Origin of the sequence: Aequorivita aurantiaca (genome assembly GCF_030410135.1) — a bacterium.
GTDB lineage: Bacteria > Bacteroidota > Bacteroidia > Flavobacteriales > Flavobacteriaceae > Aequorivita > Aequorivita aurantiaca.
Map to the genome: position 1 here is coordinate 359,983 of NZ_JAUGQQ010000002.1, position 15,894 is coordinate 375,876.

The window sequence follows — 15,894 nt, forward strand, 5'->3', positions numbered from 1 at the left end:
AATCAATTCGTTAACTTAAGATTTGTTACCTCGTAGTTATGTAAATCTATTTTAACACTCTTCGCTTCTCGCTTTTCGCTTTTCGCTTAGTTAGTATTCCGGAAGCCAATGTTGCAATTTGGAATTTGGGATTTGTAAAAAGTTGCACAGCTTTTCACAAAATCGTAACATTACAAAGCAATTACCGATAAAAGCTATGCACGAAAATGACAACCTTTCTGAAATAGATATCCAAGAACAACACATTCAGGACAATAAAGAATTGAATATATGGGAAGCATTAATTCCCGTAATAGTGCTGATGGCACTGCTTGCATACAATATATTCTATAAGGATGGCGAATGGTTTGGTGAATATTCCAACCAGCTCATACTTTTGATTGGTGGGCTTGTTGCTGCCGTTGTTGGATTTTTTAATAAGGTTTCGCTAAAAGTCATGCTTGCGGAAGTTTGGGAAAACTTGAAAAGTATTTTTGTTCCGATTGTCATTTTGCTTTTAGTGGGCGCCTTGGCGGGCACTTGGTTGATTAGTGGAGTAATTCCCGCAATGGTTTATTACGGCCTACAGGTTTTGAGTCCAGCGATTTTTCTTCCTGCATCGGTAATTATTGCAGCAATTATCTCGGTGGCTACGGGGAGTTCTTGGACCACCTCTGCGACTGTGGGTATCGCTTTGGTGGGAATCGGTACGGCTTTGGGCATAAATCCGGGTATGATTGCCGGGGCGGTAATATCGGGGGCGTATTTCGGAGATAAAATGTCGCCCCTTAGCGATACCACAAATCTGGCCCCAGCAATGGCGGGGACCGATCTTTTTACTCATATCCGCTATATGGCTTTTACTACCGTACCCACAATTATAATAACGCTAATTGCTTTTGGAATAATGAGCGCTTCGGTTGAGGTAACGGGAGATGCCGACATAAGTGGACTGCTTGCAACCATTGACAATACCTTCAATACAACGCCATGGCTTTTTATAGTTCCAGTTATAGTAATTGCTTTAATTCTGCTTAAAACAAAACCACTGATTGCCTTGGCCGTGGGCGTAATTTCAGCTGCCGTTGTGGCCATTATTTTCCAGAGTTCAGTATTGAACCAGATTTCGGACACGAACTTAAGCGCCATTTCCAACGCAATTTTTACTGATACAGCTATTGTGACAGAAAATGAAAAGTTGAACGACCTTTTTTCCGCCGGAGGAATGTTAGGGATGCTTTGGACCATTTTGCTAATTATTTGCGCCATGATTTTTGGCGGCATTATGGATGGCATCGGCGCATTGGCGCGTATAACCCGAGAATTACTGAAATTGGCAACTACCATTTTCGGTTTATTCGCGAGTACGGTTGTTAGCTGTTTGGGCCTAAATATTATTGCCTCGGACCAATATTTGGCAATTGTTATTCCGGGAAAAATGTTTAAAAAAGCTTACGAAGATCGAAATCTAGCGCCAGAAAATTTATCGCGAACGCTTGAGGACAGTGGTACAGTCACTTCCGCATTAATTCCCTGGAATACTTGTGGAGCTTACCAAAGTAGCGTTTTGGGGGTTGGGGTTGCAGATTATTTCTTCTTTGCAATCTTTAATTGGCTCAGCCCATTTATGACTCTTCTATTTGCCGCATTCAGAATTAAAATACGTCAATTGACAATGAAACAAGCTTAAGTGTTTCATCAATAATTCTTATGCAATAAAAAATCAATCATTGTCAAAATCTATTGTTTTATAGAATATTCCATTCGACCTCGTTCCTTTAGCAGTACGTAGTTGTTATCTTTGCAGCAGTAAATTTAATAACTTAAAAATATATAAAAGTATGTCATTAGTAGGTAAAAAATTTCCGAACTTTTCGGTTAATGCAATGAATGAAATGGGCGATACGTTTAAGGTAAACGTATTTGAAGAGGCAACAAAAAACAATAAAAAGATTTTACTGTTTTGGTATCCAAAGGATTTCACATTCGTATGTCCAACTGAAATTCACTCTTTCCAAGAGGCACTTTCAAAGTTCGAAGATAAAAATACAATGGTTATTGGTGCGTCGTGTGACACTCCAGAAGTTCACTTTGCTTGGTTGAACACCCCAAAGGATGATGGCGGAATTGAGGGCGTGACCTATCCCCTTTTGGCGGATACAAACCGAAATCTTGCAAACGCACTAGGAATTTTGGATATATCCAATGAGCGTTATGATGAAGAAACCGGACTGTTGATGGTGGATGGCGATAACGTAACCTACCGCGCAACTTATTTGATTGATGAAGAAGGAAAAATTTTCCACGAAAGTGTAAATGATATGCCTTTGGGAAGAAATGTAAATGAGTACCTAAGACTGGTAGATGCATATACGCACGTTCAACAAAAAGGTGAAGTTTGTCCCGCAAACTGGGAAGAAGGTAAAGCAGCAATGATGGCCACACGTGAAGGTGTAGCAAGTTACTTAAGCAATTAAGATATGTTATTAGAACTTAAAGAAGACAGCCTGCAGGAACTTATAGCCGAGGAAAAGGACGTAATTGTTCAATTTTCAGCCGGTTGGTGTGGCAATTGTAGGTTGATGAAACCAAAGTTTAAAAAACTTGCCACCGAAACTGAAGGATATAAATTCGTAATGGTTGATGCCGAAAAATTTCCCGAAAGCAGAAAAATGGCAAAAGTGGACAATCTCCCAACCTTTGCAACTTTCAAAAATGGGGAATTGGTAAACCAGGTACAAACAAATAAATATGAACTCCTAAAAGATCTTGTAGATGAAGTTGCCGGTAATTAGACACATACAGCGCAATAATTCTGTGGCACAGATTGAAAACTGTATAGAGGTTTTGGAATCCTATAGTGAATATAACAGAATTGCCGATGATGAACTGGACGTTATAGGTGAACTTATCACAAACCTTTGCGGTGCCGTAGAAGTTCACAAGATGATTGAAGACGGAATGCCCGAGCGCGATGCTGCAAATTATTTTGCACAAAAAGTTTTGGGCTCTATTGATCGATAATTCTAAATTAATAAATTTAATCCCTTCACCTTTTTTGGATGAAGGGATTTTTTTAGGAAGCATTTTCTTTAAGAAAATGTTGGATATAATACAAAATACGAATGCTTATCTTTAGCCTTCACTTTAAAAAATTAAACATTATGGCATCAATAAAACTTGGAGATAACAATATCGAAACTAGCGGTTCCCTCCCAAAAATTGGCGATTCTGCCCCAGATTTTGAGTTGACTGCACAAGATTTAACAACCAAAAAACTGGCAGATTTTAAAGGCTCACGTGTGGTGATGAACATTTTTCCTAGTATAGACACAAATGTTTGTGCAACTTCCGTGAGAAAATTTAATGAAAAAGCTTCGGGTCTGAGAAACACGAAAGTTCTTTGCATCTCAAAAGATCTTCCCTTTGCCCAAAAAAGATTTGTGGATGACGAAGGCCTAAATGATGTAACGAATCTTTCTGATTTCCGCGGCAACTTTGGAAAAAATTATGGAGTCGAAATGACCAGTGGCGATCTAAGAGGCCTGCATTCCCGCGCAGTTGTTGTATTGGATGAAAATGGAACGGTAATCCACAGTCAACAAGTTCCAAGCATCGGTGATGAGCCGGACTATCTTTCGGCCCTAAAACCACTTTTGTAATGTGGAAAACATTTTTTGGGAAGCGCATTAAAGGTTGTGGGTACGCCTTTAAAGGCGCATATCTTTTGCTTCGATACGAAGCAAGCATTCAGGTACAATCGGCGATAGCTCTTATTATGACTTTCGCCGGTTTCTATTTTAATTTATCCGCAACGGAATGGATGCTGCAAATTTTTGCCATTGGCCTAGTTATATGTATTGAAGGAATAAATACTGCGGTTGAGGAAATTGCCGATTTCGTGCACCCCGATTTTCACAATAAAATAGGTTTTATAAAGGATGTTGCCGCGGGTGCAGTTTTCTTTGCTGCGATAACTGCGGTCATCATTGGTTGTATTATTTATATTCCCAAGTTTCAGTAGGTTTAAAACTATTTGCATTTGTTCTTCGGATTTTTAAATTTTACCCATTGATATTTGTATTTTTGCTGACATACAACCTTTCCTATTAATGGCCCAAAAAAAGAAAACAACCTCTAGCGCACCGCGTAAAAAAATAAGTTTCTCGCTATCCAAACAACAGAAAATACTTTTGGGTAGCTTTTTATTTTTGCTTGGTTTGGCGCTCCTGATTTCTTTTGTTTCCTATTTTTTTACTTGGCAAATTGATCAAAGTGAGATAGGGTTGCTTTCGGAACGCGAGCTACAAACTAAAAACTGGCTTAACAAATTTGGAGCCAACGTGGCCCATTTCTTCATTTATGACGGATTTGGAATTTCCGCACTAATTTTTGCATTTCTCGTTACCCTTACCGGTGTTTATTATTTCTTTGACTATGCCAAAAAACCACTTACCAAATTTTGGTTCTGGGGTTTGCTATTGATGTTGTGGATAGCCATCTTTTTTGGATTTTTCGGCGAAGGAACAACTGTTTTCAGCGGGATTATTGGTTATGAAATCAATGACTTAATGCAAGACTACATTGGTCTGGTTGGCGCCCTCCTCGTGATGGTTTTTGTGCTCATTGTATATTTGGTGGTCCGTTTAAAACTCACGCCGGAAATGGCCATCAACGCCTTCAAAAGTTCAAAAAAACATATAGCTTCAGAATTTATTTCTGATAAGAAAGAAGAAAACGCCGCTCAAAGCCTTGTATCAGAGGAAAAAGTCGATGAAGATAAAGTAGAAGATGAAGAAAAATTTATTCCACAACTAAATGTAGAGAGAAAAACAACAAGCCCCGTCCCACCTCCCGAAAAAATTATATTAAAATCCGATATTGAGGGCGATGTGGAAATGGAAGTTGAGCAAGCCGCCGAAGAGGAAGAAATAGAAAACATAAGTGAAAGATTGGTAAAGGATTTTGGTGAATTCGACCCCAAACTGGAGCTAAGCAATTATAAATTCCCTAGTATCGAATTGCTTCGTGACCATACTTCAGGCGGCGGAATAACTATTGACCAAGAAGAGCTTGAGGAAAACAAAAATCGCATTGTTGAAACCCTAAATAATTACAAGATTGGGATTGCCAATATAAAGGCAACCGTAGGCCCAACCGTCACACTTTATGAAATCGTGCCAGATGCAGGAATCCGAATTTCCAAAATAAAAAATTTGGAAGATGACATTGCGTTGTCCCTTTCAGCTTTGGGAATCCGTATCATTGCGCCAATCCCAGGTCGCGGAACCATTGGGATTGAGGTTCCCAACAAGAATCCAAAAGTTGTTTCCATGCGTTCCGTTATAGCTTCGGCTAAATTTCAAAATGCTGAAATGGAATTGCCCATTGCCTTTGGAAAAACAATTAGCAATGAAACTTTTGTGGTGGATCTTGCAAAAATGCCCCATATGCTTATGGCAGGGGCGACTGGGCAAGGTAAATCCGTTGGGTTGAATGCAGTGCTCACGTCATTGCTCTACAAAAAACATCCCGCGGAGGTAAAATTCATTTTGGTTGATCCAAAAAAGGTGGAGCTTACACTCTTCAATAAAATAGAACGTCATTATTTGGCAAAACTTCCCGACACGGAAGAAGCAATAATTACTGATACCACAAAGGTAATCCATACCCTAAATTCGCTTTGTATTGAAATGGATACGCGCTATGATTTGCTGAAGGACGCAATGGTACGCAACATAAAGGAATATAATATCAAATTCAAAAACAGAAAACTGAACCCTAATGAGGGACACCGATATTTGCCATATATTGTTTTGGTAATAGATGAATTTGCCGACTTAATTATGACCGCCGGCAAGGAAGTTGAAACCCCCATTGCAAGATTGGCACAACTTGCCCGTGCAATCGGCATTCACTTAATCGTTGCCACACAAAGACCATCCGTTAATGTAATAACGGGAATAATTAAAGCCAATTTCCCGGCCCGAATCGCCTTTAGGGTAACCAGCAAAATTGACTCTCGAACCATTTTGGATAATTCGGGAGCCGATCAGTTGATTGGTCGTGGGGATATGCTATACACGCAAGGAAATGAATTAACCCGAATTCAGTGTGCCTTCGTTGACACTCCCGAAGTAGCGGATATCACGGAATTTATTGGATCCCAAAAAGCATATCCCGACGCCTATTTGCTTCCCGAATATGTGGGAGAGGAAGGTGGCACAAATCTTGATATTAACATTGAAGAACGCGATGCTATGTTCCGCGAAGCCGCGGAAGTATTGGTAATTGCTCAGCAAGGATCAGCTTCCTTATTACAGCGAAAGCTAAAATTGGGCTATAACCGCGCAGGAAGAATTATTGATCAGTTGGAGGCCGCAGGAATTGTCGGTCCCTTTGAAGGCAGCAAGGCAAGGCAAGTTTTAATACCAACGATAGAAGCTTTGAACCAATTTTTAGATAATGAAATTAACAATAACTAAAATGAAAAAAATCAGTATTATTTTAATCGCATTTTTTATCACATCAGTCTCCCTGGCACAGGATGCGAAATCACTTTTGAAGGAAGTTTCCGCCAAGGCAAAAAGTTATGACAACATCACAATCGATTTTAAGTATAACTTGAACAATTCCAAAGAAAATGTAAACCAGGAAACACGTGGCGACGTAACACTTCAGGGCGATAAATATGTTTTGAATATGCTCGGCACCACTCGGATTTTTGATGGCAAAAACATTTACACCATTGTTCCAGAGGATGAAGAAGTTACCATCTCAACCTATAATGCTAAGGATGACAAGGATATTACCCCTTCTAAAATGTTGACATTTTATGAAAAGGGATACAATTATAAAATGGACATAGAGCAAAACGTAAAGGGTCGTAAAATCCAATTTGTGAAACTGATCCCAATCGATTCCAAGGCGGAAATTAAGGATATCCTCTTGGGTATTGATGTACAAACGAAACATATTTACAAATTGATCCAAACGGATGCCAAAGGCACAAAATATACACTTACCGTAAATTCCTTCAAAACTAACCAGCCCGTTTCAAAAACCCTTTTTACTTTTGATGAGGCTAAATATAAAAAGGACGGCTACTACATAAATAAACTGTAATTTGGGCAATTGAAAATATTGGACAGATACATATTAATAACCTTTTTGAAGACGTTCGTTAGCGTCTTCATTATTTTAATGTTCATTTTTGTCCTACAAACCATTTGGCTATACATTTCTGAATTAGCCGGAAAAGACCTCGACGTTTGGATTGTCCTAAAGTTTCTGTGGTATGTATCTCCCAGATTGATCCCGTTAGTTCTTCCCCTGACCATTTTAGTTACCTCATTAATGGTTTTTGGAAGCTTCGCCGAAAAATATGAATTTGCCGCAATGAAATCCACAGGAATTTCCCTGCAAAGAGCAATGGGTAGCGTTATTGGTTTTATTGTTCTTCTGGCAATTACCGCCTTCTTTTTCGCAAATAACGTTATCCCCTATTCTGAATACAAATGGCAAAATTTACGGCGAAATATTTCCCAGTTTCAACCATCCATGGTAATTTCAGAAGGACAGTTTAGCCAAATTGGGGATATGTTCAATATTAAAGTTGAAGAAAAAAGTGGCGACCGCGATCAATATTTAAAGGACGTGGTAATCCACAAAAAAAATGAGGCACGACCCAATGGAAATTTCACTGTAATAATTGCAGATAATGGCGAATTGGCCAGTGAGGAAGGCAGCAATACGCTTTCCTTAATTTTAAAAAAAGGCAATTACTATGAAGACATTCAAACCTCAAATCCCGCTAAACAAACCGGAGATCCTTTTGCTAAAAGCTATTTTGATGAATATGCAATAAACATTGATCTTACCGAGCTAAACGCAAAGGATATTGATAAAGAAAACGACCTGAACAACCAAAATATGTATAATATAAGTGAACTTCGGATTGAGATCGACTCGCTCTCTGATACCTATTCCAAAGATATCCATGCCTACACCAAAAACATGTATTACAGAAGTGGTTTGGAAAAACTGAAGGAAAACAAAATTGATGAATCTGCAAAACCTCCAGAAATCAATACAATATTGGATATTTACAACCCGACCCAACAATTACAAATTGTAAAATTGGCATTGAATAACATAAAAGGAACCCTGCAAACCATTGATGCAAAAAAAGTGGAATTTAAGGCCAAAACAAAACGCTTAAATAAAACTGAAATAGCGCTTCACGAAAAATATGCCTTGGGCGTAGCGTGCATAATTCTATTTTTCGTTGGCGCCCCACTTGGAGCCATTATCCGAAAAGGCGGAATGGGCCTTCCCATGGTTGTGGCCATTCTTTTATTTTTAACGTATCACTTCATTGGCATATTCGCCAAAAACAGCGCGGAGGATGGAACAATGGCGCCATTCATTGCTTCGTGGCTAAGCACCGGAATCATGCTTCCCCTGAGCATTTGGCTTACGTACCGTGCAACTACCGACCAGGGTATTTTCGATTTTGATAACTTTATGCAGCGTATCGGCAGGCTATTTAGGTTGAAACGAAAAAAATAATTCCCATACCAATCCCAGATTATCCAAATCTTATTTTTGGCAAATTACGATTGTACATTTTATATCTTTGCAATACATAATTAATGCTATGATTTCCACAGAAAAAGAAACCTCCATCCATCTTAATACAATTGAAGAAGCCATTGAAGATATTCGAAATGGTAAGATAATAATTGTTGTTGACGATGAAAATCGTGAAAACGAAGGAGATTTTATTGCCGCCGCAGAAATGGTAACGCCACAAATGATAAACTTTATGGCCACACATGGTCGCGGACTTATATGCGCTCCGCTAACCGAAGAAAGATGCAAAGCTTTGGATTTAAATATGATGGTCGAAAACAATACCGTGCTCCATCATACGCAGTTTACGGTTTCCGTAGATTTAATCGGTCACGGTTGCACCACAGGCATCTCGGTTCATGACCGTTCCAAAACCATTAAAGCCCTTGTTAGTGAAGATACTAAAGCGACAGATTTAGGAAGGCCCGGACATATTTTTCCTTTGAGAGCCAAGCAGGGTGGTGTTTTAAGAAGAACAGGACACACCGAGGCCGCCATTGATCTTGCACGTTTGGCCGGATTAAAACCCGCCGGAATTTTGGTGGAAATTTTAAATGAAGATGGAACCATGGCGCGGCTACCACAATTAATGAAGGTGGCAAAAAAGTTTGACCTGAAGCTTATTTCCATTGAAGATCTCGTCAAATATCGAATGGAGCATGATTCCTTAATCGTAAAAAAGGAAGATTTCAATATAAATTCAAATTTTGGAAGTTTTCGTTTAAGGGCCTATAAACAGACCACCAACGATCAAATTCACATTGCGCTCACAAAGGGCACATGGACAGAGAATGAACCGGTTTTAGTTCGGGTAAATGCTACCTTGGTAAATGGTGACATTTTGGGAACTCTGACAAACAACGCCGAACAAAAGCTTGATGATATGTTCAACGTTATCAACAATCAGGGCAAGGGTGCGGTTGTTTTCATTAACCAACAGAGTGAATCCTTAAACCTTCTAAACCGTTTGAAGGAACTAAAAGAGAACCAAAAACCGAATCAAATTGCAAAAGCCCCCCGTATTGAAATGGACAATAAAGATTTTGGCATTGGGGCCCAGATTCTACACGATTTAGGTATCCACAAAATCCGGCTAATCTCAAATAGTGAGCAAACAAAGCGAGTGGGAATGATTGGGTATGGTTTGGAAATTATGGAATATGTGAAATATTAAAGTACTGACGCTATTGCATTTTTCATGGCTTCGGCTCTTTCCTGGACTTGTTTGTCGGTCCATCCAATTTTTATAAGCGCCGAAATAGTTCTACCTATTACCGCGTCACTCTTTGAAAAATCTGTGTTATTTAAATCCTGCATTTGATTTTTTACCTCCAGGGGAAGATTTCCCAAAGTTTTCAAATTTCGCAGATGCTCCCATCCATTTATGTAGTGCCAGTTATTGGTGTACCAATAAAAGCATGCATCCACGGCAGCTTCCAATATCGCTTTATGAGCCCTCGCAGTCAATTCCTGAGTGGGCAAAAAGAAATTTAAAAAAGAATAATTTTCCTCTCCACCCACAGGAACTTTTCTGAAAGTAACCTCCTTGATGGATTCCAATGCCTCACGAATTAGCAAGTAATTTTGCTTTTGAATTTTTAAAATTCCATCCAATTTCTCCAACTGAGCCAAACCCACCGCAGCATTTAATTCCGAAATCCTAAAATTATAACCCAGAAATGGATGAGTTTCTGCTCCGCGATCCTTGCCAATATGGTCGTGGCCGTGATCTTGATACTTATCAGCATTCAGGGCATACTTTTCATCGTTTGTAACTATTGCGCCGCCTTCACCGCAAGTAATTGTTTTTACATAATCAAAAGAAAAACATCCCAGATCGCCATAGGTTCCCACGTGCTTACCTTCATAGGTTGCGCCAAGTGCTTGACAGGCATCTTCTAAAAGTATTAATCTATGTTTATCGCAAATAGCTTTTAAAGTTCTCAAATCTGCCATTGATCCGCACATATGTACAGGCATTATACACTTCGTTTTAGGCGTAATTGCTGCTTCCACGGCCAAAGGGTCTAAGGTTAAAGTATCATCAATATCCACTAAAATAGGTACTGCTCCCAAGGCCAAAATAGATTCAAAACTGGCCACGAATGTAAAAGTTGGCATGATTACCTCATCACCAGCTCCAATCCCCGCAGATGCTAAAGCCACGGTTAGGGCAGCCGTGCCGCTGGAAACAAGTTGACAATATGCCACGTCCATTCTTTTTGCGAAGGTTGTTTCAAATTCTTTCGCCTTCCAATGGTTATTTCGCAGACCATCAAAACCATAGCGCATCAAAATACCCGTTTCCAAAACTTCGTTTACCTGTTTGCGCTCCTCGGCGCCAAAAATTTCAAATCCTGGCATAATTCTATTTTCTTAAGTATTTAATTCTCTTTAATCAATTAATTTCGACTATTAGTTCATCTACTCCCCTTCGCACTTTTTTTAGTTGAATGAAAAAATCCGATTCATCGCGATACCCCACGGGAAGTACTATTACGGATTCTAATCCCAAATTCGCTAATCCTAAAAGCTCATCATACTTTTGAGGTTCAAAACCTTCAATAGGACAGGAATCAATACTTTCCATTGCGCAGACTGTTAACAGGGCTCCTAAAGTTAAATAGAGCTGGTTACCCATCCATTGCTTTATTTCCACAGTATTTTTTTCAGTGAAATTGTCAATTAAGGCTTTTTCAAAAGGATCTAATATTTTACGCGGCGTTTCACGTGTGTCCTCCACCCTCTTAAAATGTTCGACAATAAAACTAGCGTTTATATTTTTTTCAATGCAAAATATCAATACATGAGATGCATCGCGAACCTGTGGCTGATTAAAGGTGAGGGGCATCAACTGCTTTTTTATTTCATTATTGCCAACTACTATAAGCTTTAGTGGCTGCAAACCATAGGAAGTTGCGGTAAGATTGAATGCTTCCTTTAAAGTTTCCAATTTATCAGGTGAAAGGATTCTGGTTGGATCAAACCTTTTGGTAGCATAGCGCCATTGCAGTTTTTCAATTGTTTTTATGGCCATTTGTAATAATTCAAAATTCAATTTCAAAAATAGCAATAAAAAGTGGCAACACTTACCTCTAAAAATAGAAGCGTTGAGGAGTAAATTTTTATTCAAGAAAGTAAATTAAAAACCGCAAAAGCATTAGAATATATGAAAAAGCTTTTTATATTTGCACCCGCCTACGCAAAAAGAAGTTCGCTTCAATTGGCAGTAAGTTGAAATTTTGGAGAAATGGCAGAGTGGTCGATTGCGGCAGTCTTGAAAACTGTTGAGGGTTACACCTCCGGGGGTTCGAATCCCTCTTTCTCCGCATAAAAAAACCGTAACAGCAATAATAATTAAGCTGTTACGGTTTTTTACTTTTTAGAATATTCGGGCAGAATTATTTTCCGTTATAGGCAATTCGCCAAATATGGTGAGTCGTATCGTCCGTAACCAACATAGATCCATCTGGCATTGTAACAATCCCCACGGGTCTTCCGCGAACTTCATCCTTTTTTGGTTCTACAATAAAACCTGTCAAAAAATCTTCTGGTTTTCCACTGGGTTTACCATTTTCAAAAGGTACGAACACCACGCGATAACCGGAAAGGATATCACGATTCCACGACCCGTGCTGCGCTATAAACGCCCCATTTTTATATTTTTCCGGAAAGGAATCCGAAGTATAAAAAACCAGTCCCAATGACGCTGTGTGCGGTCCCAAATCTACCTCTGGCACAATCGCCTCTTTCAACATAATGGTTGGCGGAATGGGCACACGGGGGTCAAAATGATTGCCCCAATATGAATAGGGCCATCCGTAATATCCATTTTCCTTAACCGAAGTCAGATAATCCGGAACAAGATTATCTCCCAATTCATCCCTTTCATTAACGGTGGTCCATAAAATTTTCGTAGTAGGTTCCCAATCCATCCCTACCGGATTTCTAAGTCCGGAGGCATAAACCCTCAGGTCACTACCATCGGGATTCATTTCGAGAATATTGGCCTTCATAACCTCATGTTCCATTCCCTTTTCACCAATATTATCACCGCTTCCCACAGCAATATATATTTTGGAGCCATCTTCATTGGCAATTATATTTCGTGTCCAATGTTGATTTATTTTGCCCGCTGGAAGATTGGCTATTTTCTCACCCATATTTGTAATTTTTGTTTGTCCTTCTTCATATGGAAAACGCAAAATTGCATCTGTATTTGCCACATAAAACCATTTGTCCAAAAGAAGCATCCCGAATGGCTGGTTGAGTCCTTCTTTTTTAGTTAGCAGTGTTTCCCGAACATCCGGTTTTCCGTCATTATTGGTATCTCTTAAAATAGTTATCACATCAGCGCTTTTCTTTAAATTGTTGGAACCTCCTGCTCCAATTATTGTTGCTCCTATTTGCTTCATAACGCTATAATTACTATTGCTTTCAGCAACCAAAACATCTCCATTTGGCAAAACATACATCCAACGCGGGTTTTCGAAATCATTGGCATATTTGGTGACCACAAATCCTTCGGGAGCTTTTGGAGTCTCGCCTTCTTTCCAACCAATCACGTTTGAATAATTGGTGACAGATTCCGTTGCGAACGGTTCTGGCAACTGTTTTTCAGGTGATTCTTGGGAAATAAGATAAAATGGTAAAATGAATATGAGAAAAATAATGTGTGGATATTTCATAATAAAACGTCGTTATGGTTAACAAATATTGAAGAATAAAAATATTGCTTTGCCCTAAAATTTTCTCTTAAGAAATTGTTATACTATTGAAAACGAAGATTTTTCATTCAGAAATGAATCTTCAAAAAAATGGGAAAACACTCGCGTCCGTTAAAAAATCTGTAAACTTTGTAGTTACACTCTACAATCCCCTCGTTAATTTCTAATTTTAAAATGAAGAATACTTCCAAGGACATTTTCAAATAATGTGGGAAGGTTCATTGCTAATCTTAATTGAATGCGAATGGAATATAATTTACTAAAGGCAGCGTGGTTGGTACCTTGCGTTGCTCTTTTCAATATGTTGAATGCACAAGAAATTGAGGGCTATGTTTATTCCGCGACAAATATTCCCTTAGCCGGAGTTTCAGTGTATTTCCAAACCGAAAAAGTAACTCTTACCGATGAAAATGGAACCTTTTATCTTCCCGAAATTTACAAACTCCCCATTGGTTTACAGCTAGAACATCCCGATTATTATATTGCCGAAGTGGTCATGACATCACAGAACAACTCCTTCAAACTAACGCCAATGTCCAAAAATGAAAATTTGGATGCAATATTTCTTTCATCGCAGTCCCAAATACGGAATACGGGCATGGGCGATGGATTAATTATTCCAACAGAAATAATAACGGCAACAAAGTTAAATGCCTACAGCCCAATTGATGTAGTATCTGCCATTAATGAAACACCGGGCGTATATATTCAAAGTGGAGCTATCAATACGAACCGCATAACTATTCGCGGAGTGGGTTCACGCACGCTTTACGGAACAAATAAAGTTCGAGCGTATTTTAATGGATTTCCGGTCACAAACGGTGTGGGCGAAACAGCAATTGACGTTTTTGATCCTGAAAATATTGCGTTAATCGAAATTATAAAAGGTCCAAAATCCACCCAATATGGAACCAATTTGGGCGGAACGCTGCTGCTTAACACGAAAGAAGCCCCAACAAACGGCTTCTTTGTGAATACCAATTTCACGGTTGGTTCCTTTGGCTTGCTAAAAAATATGGTTTCAACCGCAACTTCCACGGAAAAATTCTCTTTAAATGTGAATTATGACTATTTGAAAACCAATGGTTTTCGGGAGAACAACAAATATGAACGCAGCACCTTACTTCTTACCTCAAAGTATAAGTTGAACTCCAAAAATGAAATTTCAATTTTAATGAATTATATTGATTATTGGGCACAAATTCCAAGTTCCATTAGTAAATCCGATTTTGATGATAACCCTTCCCAGGCTGCATTTACGTGGAAGGAAGCCCGAGGTTATGAAGCTAACAAACAACTGTGGACAGGTTTAAGTTTTGCCCATTCCTTTTCCAAAAACTTTGGCAATACCACCAGTTTATTCTATAGTTATTTGGATCATTACGAACCGCGGCCATTCAATATTCTGGATGAGTTTACAAATAGTTTTGGCGGTCGAACGGTTTTTACCAATGACTTTAAATTTCGAAAACAAGCAATTCAACTAACTTTTGGAGGAGAATTGTACCAAGACGAATATCATTGGAATACCATCGAAAATCTTTATGAGCAAAACAACGGGAACGGAAGTCTGGAAGGAAATATACTAAGTGCCAATTTTGAAAAAAGAAAAAATTTGAATCTTTTTGCAACCATCACCATTCCCTTTACCAATAAATTAAAAGGACAATTTGGGCTGAATTTCAATACAACACAATATAGTTTTATTGATGAATTCAACGAAGGCGAGGCGAATAAAACAGCGGATCGTGATTTCAATCCTATTTGGGCTCCAAATGTAAATCTGCTTTATCAATTTTCTGAAAATCTGAACGCATTTTTCAATTTCAGCCGTGGCTTTAATTATCCGTCAATTGAGGAAACCTTGACGCCCGATGGCATTATAAATCCTGAATTAGGCCCCGAAAAAGGGTACAATTATGAAATAGGCAGCAAGCTTTTGCTTTTAAATAAAAAACTGCATTTTCAAGTTAATGCTTATCTATTGGATATTGATGATTTATTGGTTGCCCAACGCACCGGGAATGATCAATATATTGGAAGAAATGCCGGAAAAACAGAGCATAAAGGAATTGAGTTGCAGCTCTCTTTCCTTCAGCCCATAAATGGTTTTGGGTATATTTCTCCTTATTTCAATGCCGAGTTTTCCGATCATAAATTTGTTGATTTCATTGATGGCGATTCTGATTTTTCTGAAAATCAACTAACTGGCGTTCCCGATAAAAAATTCAGCGGGGGTATTAATTTTGGGTATAAAAATTTAGTCTTAAACACAAATTTTCTGGACATCGGCGAAGTTCCATTGAATGATGCAAACGCAATCTATTCTGAAAAATATTCAGTGTTCAATGCCAAAGTTGCTTATACATCAGAGATTTCCCGTGTATTTGCCGTTGAGATAAATGCGGGCATCAATAATTTTACGGATGAAAAATATGCCGCTTCTGTTTTAATAAATGCTACAGGTTTTGGCAATTCTGAACCCCGTTATTTTTATCCGGGAATGCCAAGAAATTGGTTCGGCGGTATAAAATTGAAATTTAATTTCTGAAAA

Annotated in this window: 14 protein-coding genes and 1 tRNA gene; 12 read left to right on the top strand and 3 right to left on the bottom strand. The window is 38.7% G+C overall.

Going from position 1 to position 15,894, the window contains the following annotated elements:
* The first annotated feature begins 196 nt into the window (after positions 1-196).
* The 10 genes from nhaC to ribB all read left to right on the top strand — a co-directional run bounded on the left by nhaC (position 197) and on the right by ribB (position 9,787).
* Positions 197-1,669: a Na+/H+ antiporter NhaC gene (nhaC, locus tag QRD02_RS04960; RefSeq protein WP_290253810.1), complete on the top strand. Its 1,473-nt coding sequence runs from the start codon at positions 197-199 to the stop codon at positions 1,667-1,669.
* A gap of 151 nt (positions 1,670-1,820) precedes the next feature.
* Positions 1,821-2,456, top strand: a complete 636-nt coding sequence (locus QRD02_RS04965) for a peroxiredoxin (RefSeq protein ID WP_290253811.1) — start codon at positions 1,821-1,823, stop codon at positions 2,454-2,456.
* Between the two features lie 3 nt (positions 2,457-2,459).
* Entirely contained in the window at positions 2,460-2,774 is a 315-nt protein-coding gene (locus tag QRD02_RS04970) for a thioredoxin family protein (RefSeq protein ID WP_290253812.1), read from the top strand.
* The gene (locus QRD02_RS04975; protein WP_290253813.1) at positions 2,755-3,003 is read left to right on the top strand and encodes a DUF6952 family protein; all 249 of its coding nucleotides are present in this window, start codon (positions 2,755-2,757) and stop codon (positions 3,001-3,003) included. Before QRD02_RS04970 ends, QRD02_RS04975 begins: the two co-directional genes overlap by 20 nt.
* A 140-nt stretch (positions 3,004-3,143) precedes the next feature.
* Positions 3,144-3,641: a thiol peroxidase gene (gene tpx / locus QRD02_RS04980; RefSeq protein ID WP_290253814.1), complete on the top strand. Its 498-nt coding sequence runs from the start codon at positions 3,144-3,146 to the stop codon at positions 3,639-3,641.
* The gene (locus tag QRD02_RS04985; RefSeq protein ID WP_290253815.1) at positions 3,641-4,003 is read left to right on the top strand and encodes a diacylglycerol kinase; all 363 of its coding nucleotides are present in this window, start codon (positions 3,641-3,643) and stop codon (positions 4,001-4,003) included. The genes tpx and QRD02_RS04985 overlap by 1 nt, the downstream gene beginning before the upstream one ends.
* A gap of 88 nt (positions 4,004-4,091) precedes the next feature.
* Positions 4,092-6,464, top strand: a complete 2,373-nt coding sequence (locus QRD02_RS04990) for an FtsK/SpoIIIE family DNA translocase (protein WP_290253816.1) — start codon at positions 4,092-4,094, stop codon at positions 6,462-6,464.
* Between the two features lies 1 nt (position 6,465).
* Entirely contained in the window at positions 6,466-7,104 is a 639-nt protein-coding gene (lolA1, locus tag QRD02_RS04995) for an outer membrane lipoprotein periplasmic chaperone LolA1 (protein WP_290253817.1), read from the top strand.
* Between the two features lie 18 nt (positions 7,105-7,122).
* A complete protein-coding gene (locus QRD02_RS05000) occupies positions 7,123-8,550 on the top strand; it encodes an LptF/LptG family permease (protein WP_353959566.1) in 1,428 nt (475 codons plus the stop codon).
* An 88-nt stretch (positions 8,551-8,638) separates the two neighbouring features.
* Positions 8,639-9,787 carry a 3,4-dihydroxy-2-butanone-4-phosphate synthase gene (gene ribB / locus QRD02_RS05005; protein ID WP_290253819.1) on the top strand — a complete coding sequence of 383 codons (1,149 nt, stop codon included), beginning with the start codon at positions 8,639-8,641 and terminating at the stop codon, positions 9,785-9,787.
* Here the strand turns inward: ribB and QRD02_RS05010 are convergent.
* Positions 9,784-10,977 (bottom strand): DegT/DnrJ/EryC1/StrS family aminotransferase, encoded by a 1,194-nt coding sequence (locus QRD02_RS05010; RefSeq protein ID WP_290253820.1) that lies wholly within the window; start codon positions 10,975-10,977, stop codon positions 9,784-9,786. The two genes, ribB and QRD02_RS05010, sit on opposite strands and share 4 nt — an antisense overlap.
* A 34-nt stretch (positions 10,978-11,011) precedes the next feature.
* Entirely contained in the window at positions 11,012-11,650 is a 639-nt protein-coding gene (locus QRD02_RS05015; protein WP_290253821.1) for an NAD(P)H-dependent oxidoreductase, read from the bottom strand.
* A gap of 207 nt (positions 11,651-11,857) precedes the next feature.
* On the opposite strand from QRD02_RS05015, the gene QRD02_RS05020 reads away from it, so the two are divergent.
* Positions 11,858-11,942, top strand: a tRNA-Ser gene (locus tag QRD02_RS05020).
* Between the two features lie 72 nt (positions 11,943-12,014).
* Here the strand turns inward: QRD02_RS05020 and QRD02_RS05025 are convergent.
* Positions 12,015-13,301, bottom strand: a complete 1,287-nt coding sequence (locus tag QRD02_RS05025; RefSeq protein WP_290253822.1) for a PQQ-dependent sugar dehydrogenase — start codon at positions 13,299-13,301, stop codon at positions 12,015-12,017.
* Positions 13,302-13,584: 283 nt separating this feature from the next.
* On the opposite strand from QRD02_RS05025, the gene QRD02_RS05030 reads away from it, so the two are divergent.
* Entirely contained in the window at positions 13,585-15,891 is a 2,307-nt protein-coding gene (locus tag QRD02_RS05030; protein ID WP_290253823.1) for a TonB-dependent receptor, read from the top strand.
* Positions 15,892-15,894 lie beyond the last annotated feature (3 nt).